General features: G+C 40.2%; 18 protein-coding genes. 9 read left to right on the forward strand and 9 right to left on the reverse strand.

From position 1 onward, the window contains the following. Position 1: 1 nt before the first annotated feature. From AC27I2_RS08950 to AC27I2_RS08970, 5 genes are all read left to right on the forward strand, one after another. Entirely contained in the window at positions 2–400 is a 399-nt protein-coding gene (locus AC27I2_RS08950) for a thiol-disulfide oxidoreductase DCC family protein (protein WP_138530323.1), read from the forward strand. Continuing rightward, complete coding sequence (locus AC27I2_RS08955) at positions 397–1125, forward strand: SDR family NAD(P)-dependent oxidoreductase (RefSeq protein ID WP_487204046.1); 729 nt, start codon at positions 397–399, stop codon at positions 1123–1125. The genes AC27I2_RS08950 and AC27I2_RS08955 overlap by 4 nt, the downstream gene beginning before the upstream one ends. A 9-nt stretch (positions 1126–1134) precedes the next feature. Then, the gene (locus AC27I2_RS08960) at positions 1135–1743 is read left to right on the forward strand and encodes a flavin reductase family protein (protein WP_058404045.1); all 609 of its coding nucleotides are present in this window, start codon (positions 1135–1137) and stop codon (positions 1741–1743) included. A 154-nt stretch (positions 1744–1897) separates the two neighbouring features. Continuing rightward, positions 1898–3118 (forward strand): M24 family metallopeptidase, encoded by a 1221-nt coding sequence (locus tag AC27I2_RS08965; RefSeq protein ID WP_487204047.1) that lies wholly within the window; start codon positions 1898–1900, stop codon positions 3116–3118. Positions 3119–3227: 109 nt separating this feature from the next. Continuing rightward, a complete protein-coding gene (locus AC27I2_RS08970) occupies positions 3228–3887 on the forward strand; it encodes a DsbA family oxidoreductase (protein ID WP_487204048.1) in 660 nt (219 codons plus the stop codon). A 62-nt stretch (positions 3888–3949) separates the two neighbouring features. Here the strand turns inward: AC27I2_RS08970 and AC27I2_RS08975 are convergent, their stop codons facing one another. The 7 genes from AC27I2_RS08975 to AC27I2_RS09005 form a co-directional block, all read right to left on the reverse strand. After that, a complete protein-coding gene (locus AC27I2_RS08975) occupies positions 3950–4228 on the reverse strand; it encodes a peptidylprolyl isomerase (RefSeq protein WP_004588770.1) in 279 nt (92 codons plus the stop codon). Between the two features lie 107 nt (positions 4229–4335). After that, positions 4336–4752 carry a hypothetical protein gene (locus AC27I2_RS08980; RefSeq protein WP_487204049.1) on the reverse strand — a complete coding sequence of 139 codons (417 nt, stop codon included), beginning with the start codon at positions 4750–4752 and terminating at the stop codon, positions 4336–4338. Positions 4753–5144: 392 nt separating this feature from the next. Next, on the reverse strand, positions 5145–5570 hold the full coding sequence (locus AC27I2_RS08985) for a thiol-disulfide oxidoreductase DCC family protein (protein WP_487204050.1): 426 nt from the start codon (positions 5568–5570) through the stop codon (positions 5145–5147). 17 nt (positions 5571–5587) lie between these two features. Continuing rightward, positions 5588–6112 carry a response regulator transcription factor gene (locus tag AC27I2_RS08990; RefSeq protein ID WP_058404626.1) on the reverse strand — a complete coding sequence of 175 codons (525 nt, stop codon included), beginning with the start codon at positions 6110–6112 and terminating at the stop codon, positions 5588–5590. After that, entirely contained in the window at positions 6112–7347 is a 1236-nt protein-coding gene (locus AC27I2_RS08995; protein ID WP_201020864.1) for an ATP-binding protein, read from the reverse strand. Before AC27I2_RS08995 ends, AC27I2_RS08990 begins: the two co-directional genes overlap by 1 nt. Before the next feature lie 54 nt (positions 7348–7401). Beyond that, entirely contained in the window at positions 7402–7809 is a 408-nt protein-coding gene (locus AC27I2_RS09000) for a nuclear transport factor 2 family protein (RefSeq protein WP_058404624.1), read from the reverse strand. An 8-nt stretch (positions 7810–7817) separates the two neighbouring features. Further along, entirely contained in the window at positions 7818–9122 is a 1305-nt protein-coding gene (locus tag AC27I2_RS09005; protein WP_487204051.1) for a metal-dependent hydrolase family protein, read from the reverse strand. A gap of 153 nt (positions 9123–9275) precedes the next feature. On the opposite strand from AC27I2_RS09005, the gene AC27I2_RS09010 reads away from it, so the two are divergent. Together AC27I2_RS09010 and gloA2 are read left to right on the forward strand one after the other, a co-directional pair. Further along, positions 9276–10349, forward strand: a complete 1074-nt coding sequence (locus AC27I2_RS09010) for a ketoacyl-ACP synthase III (RefSeq protein WP_138530308.1) — start codon at positions 9276–9278, stop codon at positions 10347–10349. Positions 10350–10417: 68 nt separating this feature from the next. Beyond that, positions 10418–10804: an SMU1112c/YaeR family gloxylase I-like metalloprotein gene (gene gloA2, locus AC27I2_RS09015; RefSeq protein ID WP_058404621.1), complete on the forward strand. Its 387-nt coding sequence runs from the start codon at positions 10418–10420 to the stop codon at positions 10802–10804. Positions 10805–10835: 31 nt separating this feature from the next. Here the strand turns inward: gloA2 and AC27I2_RS09020 are convergent, their stop codons facing one another. Then, positions 10836–12200, reverse strand: a complete 1365-nt coding sequence (locus tag AC27I2_RS09020; protein WP_058404620.1) for a leucyl aminopeptidase family protein — start codon at positions 12198–12200, stop codon at positions 10836–10838. Between the two features lie 88 nt (positions 12201–12288). After that, positions 12289–12711, reverse strand: coding sequence for a hypothetical protein (locus AC27I2_RS09025; protein ID WP_487204052.1), 423 nt, complete (start codon positions 12709–12711; stop codon positions 12289–12291). Between the two features lie 102 nt (positions 12712–12813). On the opposite strand from AC27I2_RS09025, the gene AC27I2_RS09030 reads away from it, so the two are divergent. Both AC27I2_RS09030 and AC27I2_RS09035 read left to right on the forward strand, forming a co-directional pair. Beyond that, complete coding sequence (locus AC27I2_RS09030; RefSeq protein WP_487204053.1) at positions 12814–12993, forward strand: oxidoreductase-like domain-containing protein; 180 nt, start codon at positions 12814–12816, stop codon at positions 12991–12993. Between the two features lie 330 nt (positions 12994–13323). Next, the gene (locus AC27I2_RS09035; RefSeq protein ID WP_138530306.1) at positions 13324–15906 is read left to right on the forward strand and encodes a TonB-dependent receptor plug domain-containing protein; all 2583 of its coding nucleotides are present in this window, start codon (positions 13324–13326) and stop codon (positions 15904–15906) included. Positions 15907–15932: the final 26 nt, after the last annotated feature.

Genomic DNA, 15932 nt, shown 5'->3' on the forward strand with positions numbered 1-15932 from the left:
TATGATCATTTTTTACGACGGCAACTGCCCCCTTTGTAGCACCGAGATGCAGCAGCTAAAGCAAGCCGACAAGCACAATCTCATCACGCTTGAAGACTTAAATGCAAACGACTTTAGCCATCGTTATGCTCATGTGAATAAAACTCAAGCACTTGCTTACCTGCAAGCGCAATTAGACACTGGTGAGATGATTTATGGGCTAGATGTAACGTATCAGTCTTGGAAAACAGTTGGTAAACACAGGTGGTTGAAACTACTTCGCCTACCCGTTATTCGAATTTTTGCAGATTGGGGGTATGTTTTTTTTGCAAAGCATAGGCACTCTATTAGCCAGTTTTTAATGCCTAACACCCAATGCAATAACGGCCAGTGCGCCATAAAATCAAAAGGTAAAAAATGAAAACTATCATCCTTTTTGGTGCTAGTAGCGCGATAGCTAAAGCCTACGTAAAGCACCTTCAAAACCAGGCAAATAAATTTAATGTTGTATGTGTAAGCTCAAGCAACACAGTTTCACAAAATAGTGACAACATTAGTTATTATAATACTGACTACTCTGCGGATAGCTTATCTGGATTGACTCAGCATTTAAAAGATGAACAAGCCGACATACACCAAGTAATTATGTTTAACGGTAAGTTACATAACACCGAACACATGCCAGAAAAAAAGCTTGAGGACATCAACGCTGATTATTTTAACTTGTTACTAAACGCTAATACGCTCACCCCATTGCTTTGTTTGCAAAGCGTTTTACCTTTAATTAATCATAAAACGCATTGTACAATAACAGCCCTCAGTGCACGTGTGGGAAGTATCAACGATAACAAAATGGGGGGCTGGTACACTTACCGTGCATCTAAATCAGCCCTAAATATGCTATTTAAAACTGCCGCAATAGAGCTCGCTCGTCGTGCAAAGAACACCAAACTTGTGCTGTTCCATCCCGGTACAACCGATACCGAGCTTTCTAAGCCATTTCAAAAAAATGTACCCGAAGGCAAGTTGTTTACACCCGAATTTGTAGCACACCAACTTTTTGATTTAACAAATAATAACCCTGATTTAGAACTAAATGGCGACCCGGCCTACTTAGATTGGCAAGGCACAACTATACCGTGGTAAGGATTAAAAATGCATTTTACTAAAGCGCGCATCGACGCACTTGAAAAACGTACTCGTACACATTTAATAAACTCGTTATCTGGGTTTAAAAGTGCAAACTTAATAGGCACACAAGACCTACTAGGCAACACTAATTTATCGATTGTCAGTTCGGTTATTCATTTAGGGGCTCATCCTCCTCTGGTTGGCATGATAATGCGACCACACAGTGTACCGCGACACACGTTTGAAAATATATTACAAACAGGTGTTTACACTATTAATCAGGTTAATAAAGCCATTTATAAACAAGCGCATCAAACCTCAGCACGCTACGACAAAGACGAATCTGAATTTGACGCAACGGGACTTACTCCTGAGTATTTAAATGAGTTTTCAGCCCCTTTTGTTGAAGAAAGCCGATTAAAATACTCTGTTAAATTTGTTGAAAGCAAACATCTTGAAATTAATGGTACTGAACTGGTTATTGGTGAAATTGTAGACGTGTATTTAGATGAAACCGCTTTGCAAAGCGATGGTTTTCTAGATTTACAAGCCATTGATACTGTGGCTGTGACGGGCCTTGACAGCTACCACACCGCCAATAAATTAACGCGCCTTCCCTACGCAAAAAAATAACATTAAGGGGTGTATTTCACCCCTTTTATTTTACAACCACCTAACTCGACTCATTCCAAGCAATCTTTAAATACTTAACCATGCTACTAGTCGCATAACATTGAATTTAGAATAGGCATTGCTCACAATGGCTAAAATTCCAAGGAGAAGCCTAATGAGCACAATCGGTATTGGCACACAAACCCCAGAACAAGCATTAGCCAGCTTAAGTAATATGACCCAATCGTTAACGCCTATTCAGGCTGACGAACACCTTGAACGTATAGCAAAAGCACAAGCTTATATGGCGGCTAACAACATCGATGCCATATACTTAAATGCAGGCACTAACCTGACCTACTTTACAGGCATGAAGTGGTTCGCAAGCGAGCGAATGGTTGGCGCAATTTTACCTGCGATTGGTGAAGTACAATACATAGCCCCGTATTTTGAAATTGGTACCCTTAATGGCTTTAAAGTGGTTGAAGGACCAATACACGGCTGGCAAGAGCACGAAAATCCTTATGCGCTATTTGTTAGCGTATTGAAGCAACTCAATATTAGTAACGACGCCACCATTGGCATTGATGAAAGTGCGCAATTTTTTATATTCGATGGCATTAACAAAGCACAAAAAAGCTTAAATATAATTAATGCGCAAAGTGTTACTGCACATTGCAGAATGCATAAATCGGTAAACGAATTAGCGCTTATGCAATGTGCAATGGACATGACCTTAGCTGTGCACCAAGCAACCGCCAGTATGCTTTACGAAGGTATTACCACCACAGAAGTAGAAGCTTTTATTAAAAAAGCGCATCAAAAGGTAGGTGCACCAGGTAACTATTTTTGCATTGTATTGTTTGGTGTTGCTACGTCATTTCCACATGGTGTTAAAGATGCGCAAGTACTTAAAAAAGGCGATATGGTATTAATAGATACCGGCTGCAAAGTACACGACTACCTATCAGACATAACCCGCACGTATGTATTTGGTGAACCAACACTACGCCAACGCATGTTTTGGGATCATGAAAAAGCAGCGCAACTCGCCGCATTTAACGCCGCGAGTATTGGTGCTACCTGCGAAGATGTTGACGCAAGTGCTCGTCACTATTTAGCAGCACAAGGATTAGGGCCACAGTATCAAACACCCGGCTGCCCGCATCGTACGGGCCATGGAATTGGCTTAGACATTCACGAATGGCCTTATTTAGTAGGTGGAAATAAAACCCCACTTGCATCGGGCATGTGTTTTAGTAACGAGCCAATGCTAGTAATACCCGATGAATTTGGCGTACGTTTAGAAGATCACTTCTATATGACCGACAACGGCCCGCATTGGTTTACACAACCAAGTTACAGTATTGATGACCCGTTTGGGCTTAATGCTTAAACCCTTTATAAAGAGCAGCCATTAGCTGCTCTTTTTAGTTTAAGGATTGATAATGCATACTTCATCCCAATATCCCTGTTATACCAAAGCAATCCGCAAAAGGATGAATATGAAAAACTTTAAAATTGATATCGTGTCAGACGTAATGTGCCCATGGTGTGTGGTTGGTTATAAAAACCTAGAGACAGCGCTTGGCCAACTCAAAGACGAAATGAGTGCAGATATTACATGGCATCCTTTTGAGCTAAATCCAGATATGCCAGTTGAGGGTCAAGACTTAAACGAGCACTTAATGCAAAAGTACAACCTAACTGAAGAGCAAGGCGATGAAAATCGTAAAAATATGTTCGAAGCAGGACAGCGTGCTGGCTTTACGTTTAACTTTGATGGTAAACGTATCATGATCAACAGCTTTGATTTGCACCGTTTATTAATGTGGGCACGTGAAGAAGATAAACAAACACAGCTTAAACTCGCATTCTTTGAGGCACACTTCACTGATTTAAAATATTTAAATCAAGAAGACGCTCTGCTTGATGTAGTGCAAAGTGTTGGCCTTGATAAAGAAGAGGCCCGCAGTATTTTACACTCAGACAAATACGTTCAAGCTGTACGCCAAGAGCAAAAAAACTTTAAACAAATGGGTATTACCTCAGTGCCTACGTTTATCATAAACGATAAATATGCGCTCACTGGCGGGCAACCAAGCGACTCATTCATTCAAGCACTTAAACAAATTAGTGAAGAAGAGGCTAAGCAAGAAGCTTAATGAGTTAGGCAAACAATAAAGGCTGCGCGTTGCAGCCTTTTTAATAACCCAATAAATTTACTTTAAGTACGATAAAGTACTTTAATAACATGCCAGCCAAATTTAGTTTTAACTAAGTGCGGCTCTAAAATAGCGCCATTAAAGGCTATTTTGTCAAACTGCGGGACCATCTGTCCTCGTCTAAATTCACCTAAATCACCGCCTTTTTTACCCGATGGGCACGACGAATATTTTTTAGCTAAGGTTTGAAACTTTGCACCTTTACCTAATTGCTTAATAATGTCTTCTGCTATTTCTTTGTGTTTAACCAATATGTGGAGTGCGTGCGCTGTACTTGCCATTTCAAAGCCCTGATAATTTAAAACGCGGCGATTTTAGCACAGCCACTTAAGCCAAGCATCTACTTATAGCTGACCAATCACATAATTGGGTCCACCAATAGTACGCTTTAATTCACGAAACCTGATATTTGCTCTAAGCAGCTATATTCAGGGTCCGAGAGTGGGCTCAACCTAGTTACTTTTCTAATTCGTGGTGCTTTACTTTTTTCATGGCTGGAAATAACGCCCTCCACTAAAAGCATTCTATCACTGCAACGCTTGACAAACCCCTCAGTTACATCACCGTAAAATGGGAATACTAAGTATTGCTTTGACATATTCTCTAAAGCAGCACGATCTTCATAAAAATCAAGGTGTCCGTAATGTCCAACTAAGCACACCTTAGTTCCAACCAAATCATTTTGATTCTTGAAAAGTTCGCCCCAAGATATTTTTTCACATTCAATTTTTTCCTGAAAAGGAAATGCTTTTGCAGAAAAAATAACTAATATTAAAACTAATAATTTAGATATAAATTTTTTCATATTTGGTTTCTATTAATTGTTGGGGAAGAATGTTCTATAGCGTATTCGTACACTCTAACTTAAGAGCCCTGGCATTTTATAACCTATCAATTTTTATAAATTAACACTTCAAGATTAGCAGTAATCAGCCAAAGACAAAAACCTCTACTTTTTTAAACATTTCAAGACCTGGTTTTTTGGGACTTCGCAATACCGTGTAGATTTTTCAAACTGCTTAATTACTTAACTTAATCAATTAGTTGTACAAGTCGGTGCTGTAATATATTGGAAAGTCTGAAACAGCTGTCCAATGCATAAACAGCATATCCTATCATTGCGATTATTATACTGCTTTATATATTTGTCTAATGGAGAATATGATTCAATACGTTAATAAATCTCTGTATCTGCGTTCAAATTAAATAATGTTTTGCATCATCTGGACTGGGGACTCTGCAGTATTGGTATTTGCCAAATAAGGTATAACGGTTTAGAGCAATTTTATCGTACAGCCAATTATTAAATGTGTTAGGTAAAACACTAAAAATAGTTGCTAGTTTGTGAGGGTAACCAAGCTGCTTTACTACTTCAAAAAAAGCATGGCTTTGCGTGAATACTTTGCCGTTTTCTAAGTACACCATCGAGGCGTATTGTGTAGTTGAAAAGCCAAAGTGAGTTAATAGCAACTCACCTTTTGGGGATTGCACGCTGCATAGTTTAAAAATAGCATTGGTATCGTTACTAATTATAAAATTACACCACGCACTACATAATTTACATTGTGAGTCGAATAATATAATTTTTCGATTACGCATTAGTGTGCCTGCATTTTCACCCATTTATTTTCCTTAAGCGGTTAGTGCTGAACCGGCTTTTTTTGTAACTTACGTTGCAATGTGCGTCTATGCATATTTAATTGCCTAGCTGTGACCGATATATTGCCATTATTACTGTGTAGTACTTGCTGAATATGCTCCCATTCTAAGCGCTCAGGCGACATAACAGCATCATCAATACTCGTTTGAAGTTCACTTGTTTCGTTATTGAGTGCTTTTAATAATGTTGCCATATCAATAGGTTTAGTTAAATAATCGTTTGCCCCTAAGCGCATTGCTTCAACCGCAGTGGCAATGCTAGCAAACCCAGTTAGTAAGACTATATGTGTATTTTCTAATAAGTTGCGCAGTGGCTTTATAAGCATTAAGCCATTGTCGTCTCCAAGTTTCATGTCTAGTAAAATTGAGTCGGGTACTAATTGGCGCGCACGCAATAATGCGTCGCTTTGGTTATGCGCAACATCACAGGTGAAGCCTTGCTTAGTTAAACGCCTAGCAAGCGTACTGGCTAAATTTATATCATCTTCAATTATCAGTAACTTCATTATGCTGTTTGCTCGCTATTAATAATGGCTAACTTAACCTTTGCTACGGCACCGCCTTCTTTATGGTTAAATAACGTTAACGAGCCATTTAGACGTTCAAACGTGACGTTAGATAACAATACAGCTAACCCCATGCCTTGCTCACTAGGCATTACTTGCCCGCCTAGCTCCGCTAATTGTGAATCGGTAAAACCATTACCAAAATCACGAATTAATAAGTATATGTGGTGTTCTTGTGGGCTTAGCTCCCAACTTAATTCAAGCTTTGTTTTACCTTGCTTTTGATTTGCAATAGCCGCATTTTGCAACAAATTTAATATAGCCGGTAACAACATTGCATCACTTAAAAGCACGGCGGTAATTGAGGAAGCAGCCCATTTTATGTGTTGATCAGGGTATTGTAATACAAAGGTATCGCTGATGGCTGTTTGTAACTGCGTTATGGTTATTTGATCTTTAGCATTTTTAACCCTTATTTGCTCTGAAAGCGCTCTAAAACTATTAAGTTGCGCTCGACATTGTATAAGAGGAGGTTGCATTTGCTTAACAATAGCATTGTCAGGTTGGTCTTCTAATAGCTCTTCAAACAGTAATTGTAAGTTAGCTATCGGTGTTGCTAACTGATGAGTTATTTGTGCTGCTGCGCCATCAAGCGTGACTAACTGCTCATTTCGTAATTGTTTTTCTCTTGCTTTGCCAATAATGCGTTCGCGTTCTTTTAGCGTGCGGCTCATGGCCCCTATTACAAGCGCTATTACACTGGTACTTAAAACGAAGTTAACCCACATGCCAATAAAATGGCCGCTCATGTTCATTTGATGCATACTGTGATCGGGCATATTTATTAATAAAAAGCTGTATGCTGCAATGGCAAGTAACGCAATATAAGCTAAGCCTTTTTCACGCAATGTGACCGCTGCTATCATAATGGGTAGCAGCAACAAAGATACAAAGGCATTGGTAGCTCCGCCACTTAAAGAAAGCAAAATAGTTAAAAATAAAACGTCAGCAGTGAGTTGCATCAACATAACTGAGGGCTTAGCGTGACTAACGTGTCGGTAGGCAAATAAACTGATTAGTTGAAATACCGCCTCTAAAGCAATCACACCAAGTAAGGGCAGTAACGCTAACTGGTAATCAAGCAAAAAATAGACACTTAATACAGCAACTAATTGTACTGCAATGGCGCCGCTTCGTAACATAAGTAAACGGCTGATAGTGGGATCGGTTTGCATTAACAAAACAATGATTTTCCAATTTAATATATAAAAATAAACTCTGGTAGAGCGCTACTCATCGTCCATTGAAATTGTAAAAGCAGCGCAAGGTGTGCCTTGATGAAACACCATTTGCCATTGCTGTGCGCTATTTTTACGCCATAACGACATGCGAAGTGAATAATTAAATTCGGCACGGGCAGAGCGTCTATACGCTGCTTGATAACTTATTTGCGCCACATCAACGCTCAACATTCGGCCTTTAAAATGCTGATTATAAAACTGCGGCACCACTTCAGTGGGTAGGCGTGTGAGTACTTGGTATTTATTAAATGACGTGCCATTAGCAGCAATTTCGATAAACTCATCGTCGAGTAAAGCATCGAGTGCACGTTCTGATTGGCGAACCTCAGGCTCAAGTAATTGACGCTCAGCCTCAATTAAATGATTAAACAACGACGCTTTAATTTTGCTGCTCATGTGCTTCCCTATTGCTTGTAAATTTGCCCTGCCTTCATGACAAATCGCACGTTTTTAAGTACGTTTATGTCTTCAAGTGGCGAGCCATTTACGCTGATAATATCTGCTTGCTTGCCAACACTCAAGTCGCCTAACTGATGACTTTGTCCTAACAATTTAGCAGCATATACCGTGGCTGACTTTATTGCATGCGCCTCACTCATTCCATTATCAACCATTAAACTAAATTCGTTTGCATTAAGACCATGACGGGATACGCCCGAGTCGGTACCAAAGGCAATATTGACCTTATTTTTAAGCGCTAATTTAAACGATGCTTGCATTTTAGGCGTTACTTCTCGCACTTTATTGGCAATTGCCGCTGGCATATTAGGATTAGTAAGTACCTCTTCACTTACCGTGGCACCAGCAAGCAAAGTAGGAACTAAATAGGCCTGCGTTTTGTTGAATAAATCGACTGTTTTTCTATCTAAATAAGAACCGTGTTCTATTGAATCAACCCCAGCTCTAAGCGCTGCTTTTATACCTTCTGTTCCGTGGGCATGTGCTGTTACCTTGCGTCCTAAATGATGAGCCGTATCTACAATAGCAGCCAGCTCATCATCAGTAAGTTGCTGATTCACTCCCGCTGCGGTATTACTTAAAACACCACCCGTTGCGGTAATTTTAATTACGTCGGCACCGCTTTTAATAACTTCTCTCACTGCACGGCGGCAATCGTCAGCGCCATTACAAATTCCTAGTGTCGTTTTAAAAACATCGGTTATATCTTTTCTATAGCCATGCATATCAGCATGACCGCCGCTTGGGGATATTGTATTACCCGCTGCAAAAATACGAGGACCGGCAATATCTTTTCGCTCAATAGCGCGTTTTAGCGGAAAAATAACTTGGTAATCGCTGCCTAAGTCACGCACCGACGTAAAACCCGCATCAAGCGTACGTTCTAAATACTTAATGGAACGCAGCGCGTAATCGGCCTCATATTCTGTAGCCCAACGGTGAGGGTTTGCTTTAGCATCACGTTCAAAAGTTACATGCACATGCATGTCAATCAAACCAGGCATAACAAACTGGTTTTTTAAATTAATTATGTCAGCATCGGGTAAATTAAGTGCTGACTTTGATATATAACCATCTTTAATTGACACTATTTTGTCATGGGTAACAATCAAGGTTTGTTCTTTTTTTAGCGCTTGCTCAGGTGCCACAAGTAAACTACCTGCGTAAATAATTTTAGAATGTCCTGCGCTTACATTATTAGCGAACATTGCCAATACAATTGACGATAATGTTGTGAGTGCTGTTTTCATAGATGCTCCTTTTTTATACTAGGTTTACCTTAAAAAACCTTTAATAGCGAATATTTACGATACAAAGCACGCTATAAACTAGTCTTACAAGTTGATTTTTGGTATAACTTGCCGGTAATAAATTGAAGTTATACCACCTTAAGAGAACACACTATGCCATACGCACATATCACTGGTTGGGGCAAATGCATACCACCAGCAAGTATTAGCAACGATGAAATTAGCGAAATAGTTGATACCACCGACGAGTGGATTACCACGCGTACTGGCATCAAATCTCGCCGTGTAAGCCATGTAAGTACAGCAGAGCTGGCAACCATTGCTGCAAAACACGCGCTTGCTTGCGCAGGTGTTGACGCAAAAGAGATTGATCTTGTCATACTTGCAACCTGTACGCCTTCAACAGTTGTTGCAAATACCGCATCGCAAGTGCAAAAAAATATCGGCGCAACAGGCGCAGCTGCTATGGATACAAATGCTGCGTGCTCTGGCTTTTTATATGCATTACAAGCTGCTACTGCGCAAATTCAAGCTGGCATGATCAAAAAAGCGGTTGTTATTGCTGCTGAGCGAATGACTTGGTACGTAAACTGGGCGCGCCGCGACAGTGCCGTGCTATTTGGTGATGGCGCTGGTGCCGTTGTACTAGAAGCGGCAGAAACACCCGCAGGTTTACTTGGCACTAAAACAGGGTGTGATAGTGAAGACCGCGACATTCTTCATATCACTAACTTTGGTAGTGATTTAAACAAATATGAGCCCATTGGTCCGTCTGATCTGTTATTTGAAGGGCGCGAAATATTTAAACGTGCCGTAAAAGGAATGAGTGAAGCCTGTGACGACGTGCTCGAACAAGCTAATTTAAGCCTAGACGACATAAACGTACTGGTACCACATCAAGCTAACTTACGCATTATTCAAGCAATTCAGCACCGTTTAAAAGTGCCTGATGAAAAAGTAATGGTTAACATTGCAGATTATGGCAACACATCAGCCGCCACTATTGCAATTGCGCTATGTGAAGCGGTTGAACAAGGGTTGATAAAGCCTCATTCAAACATTATGTCTGCAGCATTTGGTGCTGGTTTAACATGGGCTGCAAGTTATATAAAATGGGGTGAACGTGTAACCCCAATTAGCCTTAGCGACGCACAATTACCGCCTTGCACTCAAACAGGTTTAGAGTTAGTTGCTCCGGCTGTTAAAGCATGTAAAGACGCTGAATAAGCTCGCTTTGAAAATATAGAATTAAAACGCACTTTTTAGTGCGTTTTTTGTTTAAGGAAGACACATTTATGGAGCTTTTAGGTATTCATCACACTGCGATTATTTGCAGTGATTATGCTCGCTCTAAACATTTTTACAGTGAAATTTTAAAACTTAATATTGTTAACGAGCATTACAGGGCTGAGCGTAATTCGTATAAGTTAGACTTAGCTATGCCTGATGGAAGCCAAGTTGAGTTATTTTCGTTTGAAGGTGCACCATCAAGGCCTAGTTACCCCGAAGCACAAGGCTTACGCCATTTAGCATTTAAAGTTAACAATGTAACTAAAGCAAAAGAATATTTAGAAAGTAAAAGTGTGGCTGTGGAAGAAATTAGAATTGATGAAATTACAGGTAAAAAGTTTACTTTTTTTGCCGACCCTGATGATTTGCCGCTAGAGCTATATGAAGTTTAAGCTTCATATAGCGCTAATGTTTCACGGTTAATTAATGATTAAAGCGGTTTTGTAAATAGTTAAACACGGCTCTAATACCAAGCGCTTCACCGCCTGCTGGGCGACCTGGTAACGAACGAAGGTTCCACGCCATTACATCAAAATGTACCCAAGGTGTGGTTGGCTCTACAAACTCTTTTAAGTAAAGCGCAGCAGTAATTGCGCCACCAAATGGCGTACTTGAACAGTTAGCCATATCTGCAACGTCACTTTTCAAAAATCCGCGGTACTGCTCAAACAAGGGTAATTGCCAAACAGGGTCGTTCACACTTAAGCCCGCATCAATTATACCGTTAGCTACATCACGCTCTGTAGAAAAGAAACCAGGTAGCTCAGTACCTAACGCTACACGACATGCCCCTGTTAATGTTGCAAAATCAATAATAAGTTCTGGATTATCATTTTGTGCTTCACTTAGCGCATCACACAAGACCAAACGCCCTTCAGCATCCGTGTTATCAATTTCAACCATAATACCTTTGCGCGTTTTTATTACATCACCTGGGCGAAATGCATTTCGTGATACCGCATTTTCAACTGCGGGTACTAGCACACGTAAACGAACAGGCAATTTAGCCGCCATGATTAACTGGGCTAATGCAATTACATGCGCTGCACCGCCCATGTCTTTTTTCATGTTGCGCATACCAGAGCTTGGCTTTAAATCGAGCCCGCCAGAGTCAAAGCACACCCCTTTACCAACAAGCGTTATAAGTGGTGCATCATCGGCCCCCCACTTCAAATCAAGTAAACGCGGTTTATTTTCACTTGCACGGCCTACCATATGGATTGTTGGATAGTTTTGCTCTAACAGTTCATCACCAACCCATTGTGAAAACTCTCCACCATGAGATGAAGCTAAATCTTCCATCACTTGCGATAAATGTTGCGGCATCATATCAACCGCCGGTGTATTGACTAAATCACGCGCTAAAAAAATAGCATCGGCTTGTTGTTTAATTCGTGTGTATAAAAGCTCGTTTTCAATACACAGCTCTGCTTTTAGCGTCGGTTTTTCTTTGTATTCACTAAATTCGTATCCGCCAAGAACAAAGCCTAAAGCAACTTGCTCTATAAACGTGTCATCACCTTGAATTTGATAACTACCTGCAGGTAACGCATTAGCTAAATTGCCCGCAGCCCAAAAGTCATCTGCGCTTTGCATTAAGCAAATTACTTGGTTTAGCTGCCCTGAGTCAGGATCTGGAATTAACGCTAAACCTTGCTTTTCAAAACCGGTATTGCTTAACCAATTTTGTATAAATAAAGGCTGTTTTGCTTGCCAATCAGAGAGTTCGCTTTTAAGAATAAATGATAAAGGGATACCAGAGGATGTATTGCGAAGTAATGCACTCATTAAATAGCTCATATATTATAAAAATGGTACTTATGAGCATACCAATAAGCACTATTAAAAGGTATCGCTAATTAAAGGATTTTTGTTGTTACTTTTTTAATATGTTTTTTTTAGTTGAATTTTGATTTGCTTGAGCTATCTCGTTATCAAGTTCTTTTATTGATTTATTTATGCTAAACGAGCTGGGTAAAACATCAACTCCAACAAGGCGACCTAACTTAACGACGAGAGGGATAGTAAGTGGAGCAAAAGGAAGCACTGCAAATATACCTAAGCCTAAACCTTTCAGTATATCAACAAACTGCTCATTGGCGCGTTTAAGCTCTGCACTGTTTGTTTGCCCTTGTGTGTATCGCTTGTATATAGAAAGCATTTCTTTGGTTTCTTGTTTTTCTTGAGCAAGTGCAATTTTAAGCGCCACCATAGCACGACGAAAACGAAGCTGCTGACGTCTTTTACTAATTTTTACTACACGCCAAGGAGCACGGTGGATAACTTTATATAATCGCATGTGTATATTTTCACACATGCTGATGGGTTAACAAAGAATAATTTACTTGATTATGACTATACTTTATCCTTTGCACCAAACTAGTGCCCAAAAGAATAAACTATGCCTGATTTCACAACTCAAATTCCACAAAAACCTGAAAAACCTGAAAAACCAAAATCTGATGAATGTTGCGGCAGTGGCAATTGTTATTCATGTGTGTGGGACGAATATAGAGAAAAATTAACAACATGGAAATTAACAAATTTGCAAACAAAAACAAAAAAACAGGATAAAAGTTAAAAAACCAACCTCGAAAAGCCCCTCACCACCTGCATTAATATTCCCAATTACCACTCAACCTGCACACAAATGGTTATAATCGGCATTAAAATGCACCACCTTTGGATTTTTTACCCAATTAAAGTTTTGTTATTTAATAGTTAATTAATAATTGCTCTTGTCGTTTTTTATGTATAGTCTGTATTCAGGAATTAACGGAAGCTGAGCATTTACGCTCTTTTGAATCGATATTTCAATCGGCTTAAACCACTCTGTTCGTTCCACAATTATGATTAAGGCGTGCTTTAAAGCACGACTAAAACAAAATTATTCTAACTGGGGAAATTTAGAATGAAATTAAAAAACAATGCGCTAAACCAAGCGATTAAATTTGCATTAGCCACAACCACCGCCGGATTATTCATCTCGGGCTCTGCAATAGCAGCAGATGAACAAAGCGAAGTTAAAGTTAATAAAAATGTAGAGAAAATCGCTGTAGTAGGTACGCGTTCAGCTCCACGTTCAATTGGTGACTCACCGGTACCTATTGATATTATTGGTGGTGAAGAACTAGAAAAGTCAGGCAATACTGACATGCTAGAACTTCTAAAAGGCTCTGTTCCTTCTTTCAACGTTCATCAAAACCCGATTAGTGATGCAGCATCACTAGTTCGCCCTGCTAACCTTCGTGGTTTGCCATCAGACAGCACCTTAATACTTTTAAACGGCAAACGTCGTCACCGTGCATCTGTAATCGCCTTTTTAGGTGGTGGTATTAACGATGGTGCACAAGGTTCAGATATTTCAGTTATTCCTAGCATTGCAATTAAACAAGTTGAAGTACTTCGTGACGGTGCAGCTGCTCAGTACGGATCTGACGCCATCGCAGGTGTAATGAACTTCCAATTAAAAGACGCTTCAGAAGGCGGTAAGTTCGAAGTTCGTAAAGGTCAATATTTTGAAGGCGACGGCGATACCACTCAAATTTCTGGTAACGTAGGTTTACCATTTACAGACAGTGGTTTTGCCAACTTAAGCTTCCAATATAAAACAGCAGATGCGACTAGTCGCTCAGTTCAACGCCCAGATGCAGCAGGTTTTGCAGCAGCAGGTGTACCTGAAGTCTCGTCTCTTGCTCAAGTTTGGGGTGCACCAGAGGTTGATGACGATATCTCACTTTTTGGTAATGTAGGCCTAGACCTAACAAACAGTTCACAATTTTACATGTTTGGTAACTACTCTGAGCGCGATGTACGCGGTGGTTTTTATTACCGTAACCCGCATACTCGCTCTGGTGTATACTCAAACGATGATGGCGCAACACTTCTTGTTGCAGACTTAACTGACGACATGAGCGCCAACTGTCCTACTATTTCAATTACAGACGGTAACGTTTTAGACGACCCTGCTTACATTAACGGTGTAGCTAACAATCCAGATTGTTTTGCATTTAACGAAATGATCCCGGGTGGCTTTACACCAAACTTTGGTGGCAACATCACTGATACCTCTTTAACCATTGGTACTAAAGGTGAATTTACAGACGGCTTCATGAAAGACGTACTTTATGATTTAAGCGGTACTGTTGGCCTAAATGAATCTCGTTACTTTATTTACAACACAGTTAATGCGTCTTTAGGTCCAGATACACCACGTGACTTTAGCCCAGGTAAATATGAGCAGTTAGAGAAAAACTTTAACTTAGACCTATCTAAAGGCTTCGACTTTGACCTAGCTTACGATGTGAACGTAGCCGGTGGTTTAGAGTGGCATGAAGAAACATTTACAATCATCTCAGGTGATGAAGCATCATACACCGCGGGCCCATTAACAGCGCAAGGTTTTGGCATTGGTTCAAACGGTTTCCCTGGTTTTAAACCGTCGCAAGCGGGTGAATTTACACGCCGTAACTACGCAGCATTTGTAGACATTGAAGCACCATTTACAGAAGACTTCTTAATGGGTTTAGCGCTTCGCTTTGAAGACTACGACTCGTTTGGTAGCACAACAAACTACAAATTAATGGCTCAGTATCATGTAACTGAAGACTTAAATATCCGTGGTTCAATCAGCACAGGTTTCCGTGCACCAACCGTTGGTCAAGCAAACGTTAGTAACGTTCAAACAAACCTAAGCGATGGTGTGCTAAGAGATTCTGCATTGTTACCACCAACAAACCCAGTTGCTGTTCAACTAGGTGGTACAGAACTTGAGCCTGAAGAATCGCAAAGCTACACATTTGGTGCTGTTTATACACTTGGCGATTTGTTCCTAACAATTGATTACTACAACATTCAAGTTGAAGACCGTATAAGTCAATCTGAAAAAATTACGCTTAGCCAAGCAGATAAAGATACACTAACAGCTGCGGGCGTACCTAATGTTGAAGGCCTTGCGCAAGTTAGCTTTTTCACTAATGACTTTGATACAACAACTCAAGGTGTTGATGTTGTAGCTAACTACACAGCAGATATTTTAGGTGGCAGCTCTACATTTAGCCTTGCTTACAACTGGAATGAAACTGAAGTAACTAAATTCAGTGACATTACCGGTGAGTTTAAAGTTAAACGCTTAGAAGAAGACTTACCAAACCACCGTGCAACACTTACGTGGGCTCAACAGTGGGAGTCAATTTCTGCATTTACTCGTCTTAACTACTATGGCGAATATCAAGGCGTTCACGTAGATTACGACGCAACAGCTAAAACAGCAGACGCATCTGTAACGCTTGATGCAGAAATTACGTACTTTGTGAATGACTCAATCAGCTTCTCTGTAGGTGCACAAAACTTACTTGACCAAGATGCTGAAAAACTTGATTTCCAAGATGCGACTGGTATCCCAAACAATAACTGGGGTGGTAAATACTACGAAACATCTCCTTACGGTATTAACGGTGGCTTCTACTACGCTAAGGCCACGTACACTTTCTAATTTTTAGAATGAAAGCACTCAGGCGA

This window comes from Pseudoalteromonas sp. NH0006-46 (assembly GCF_057547735.1).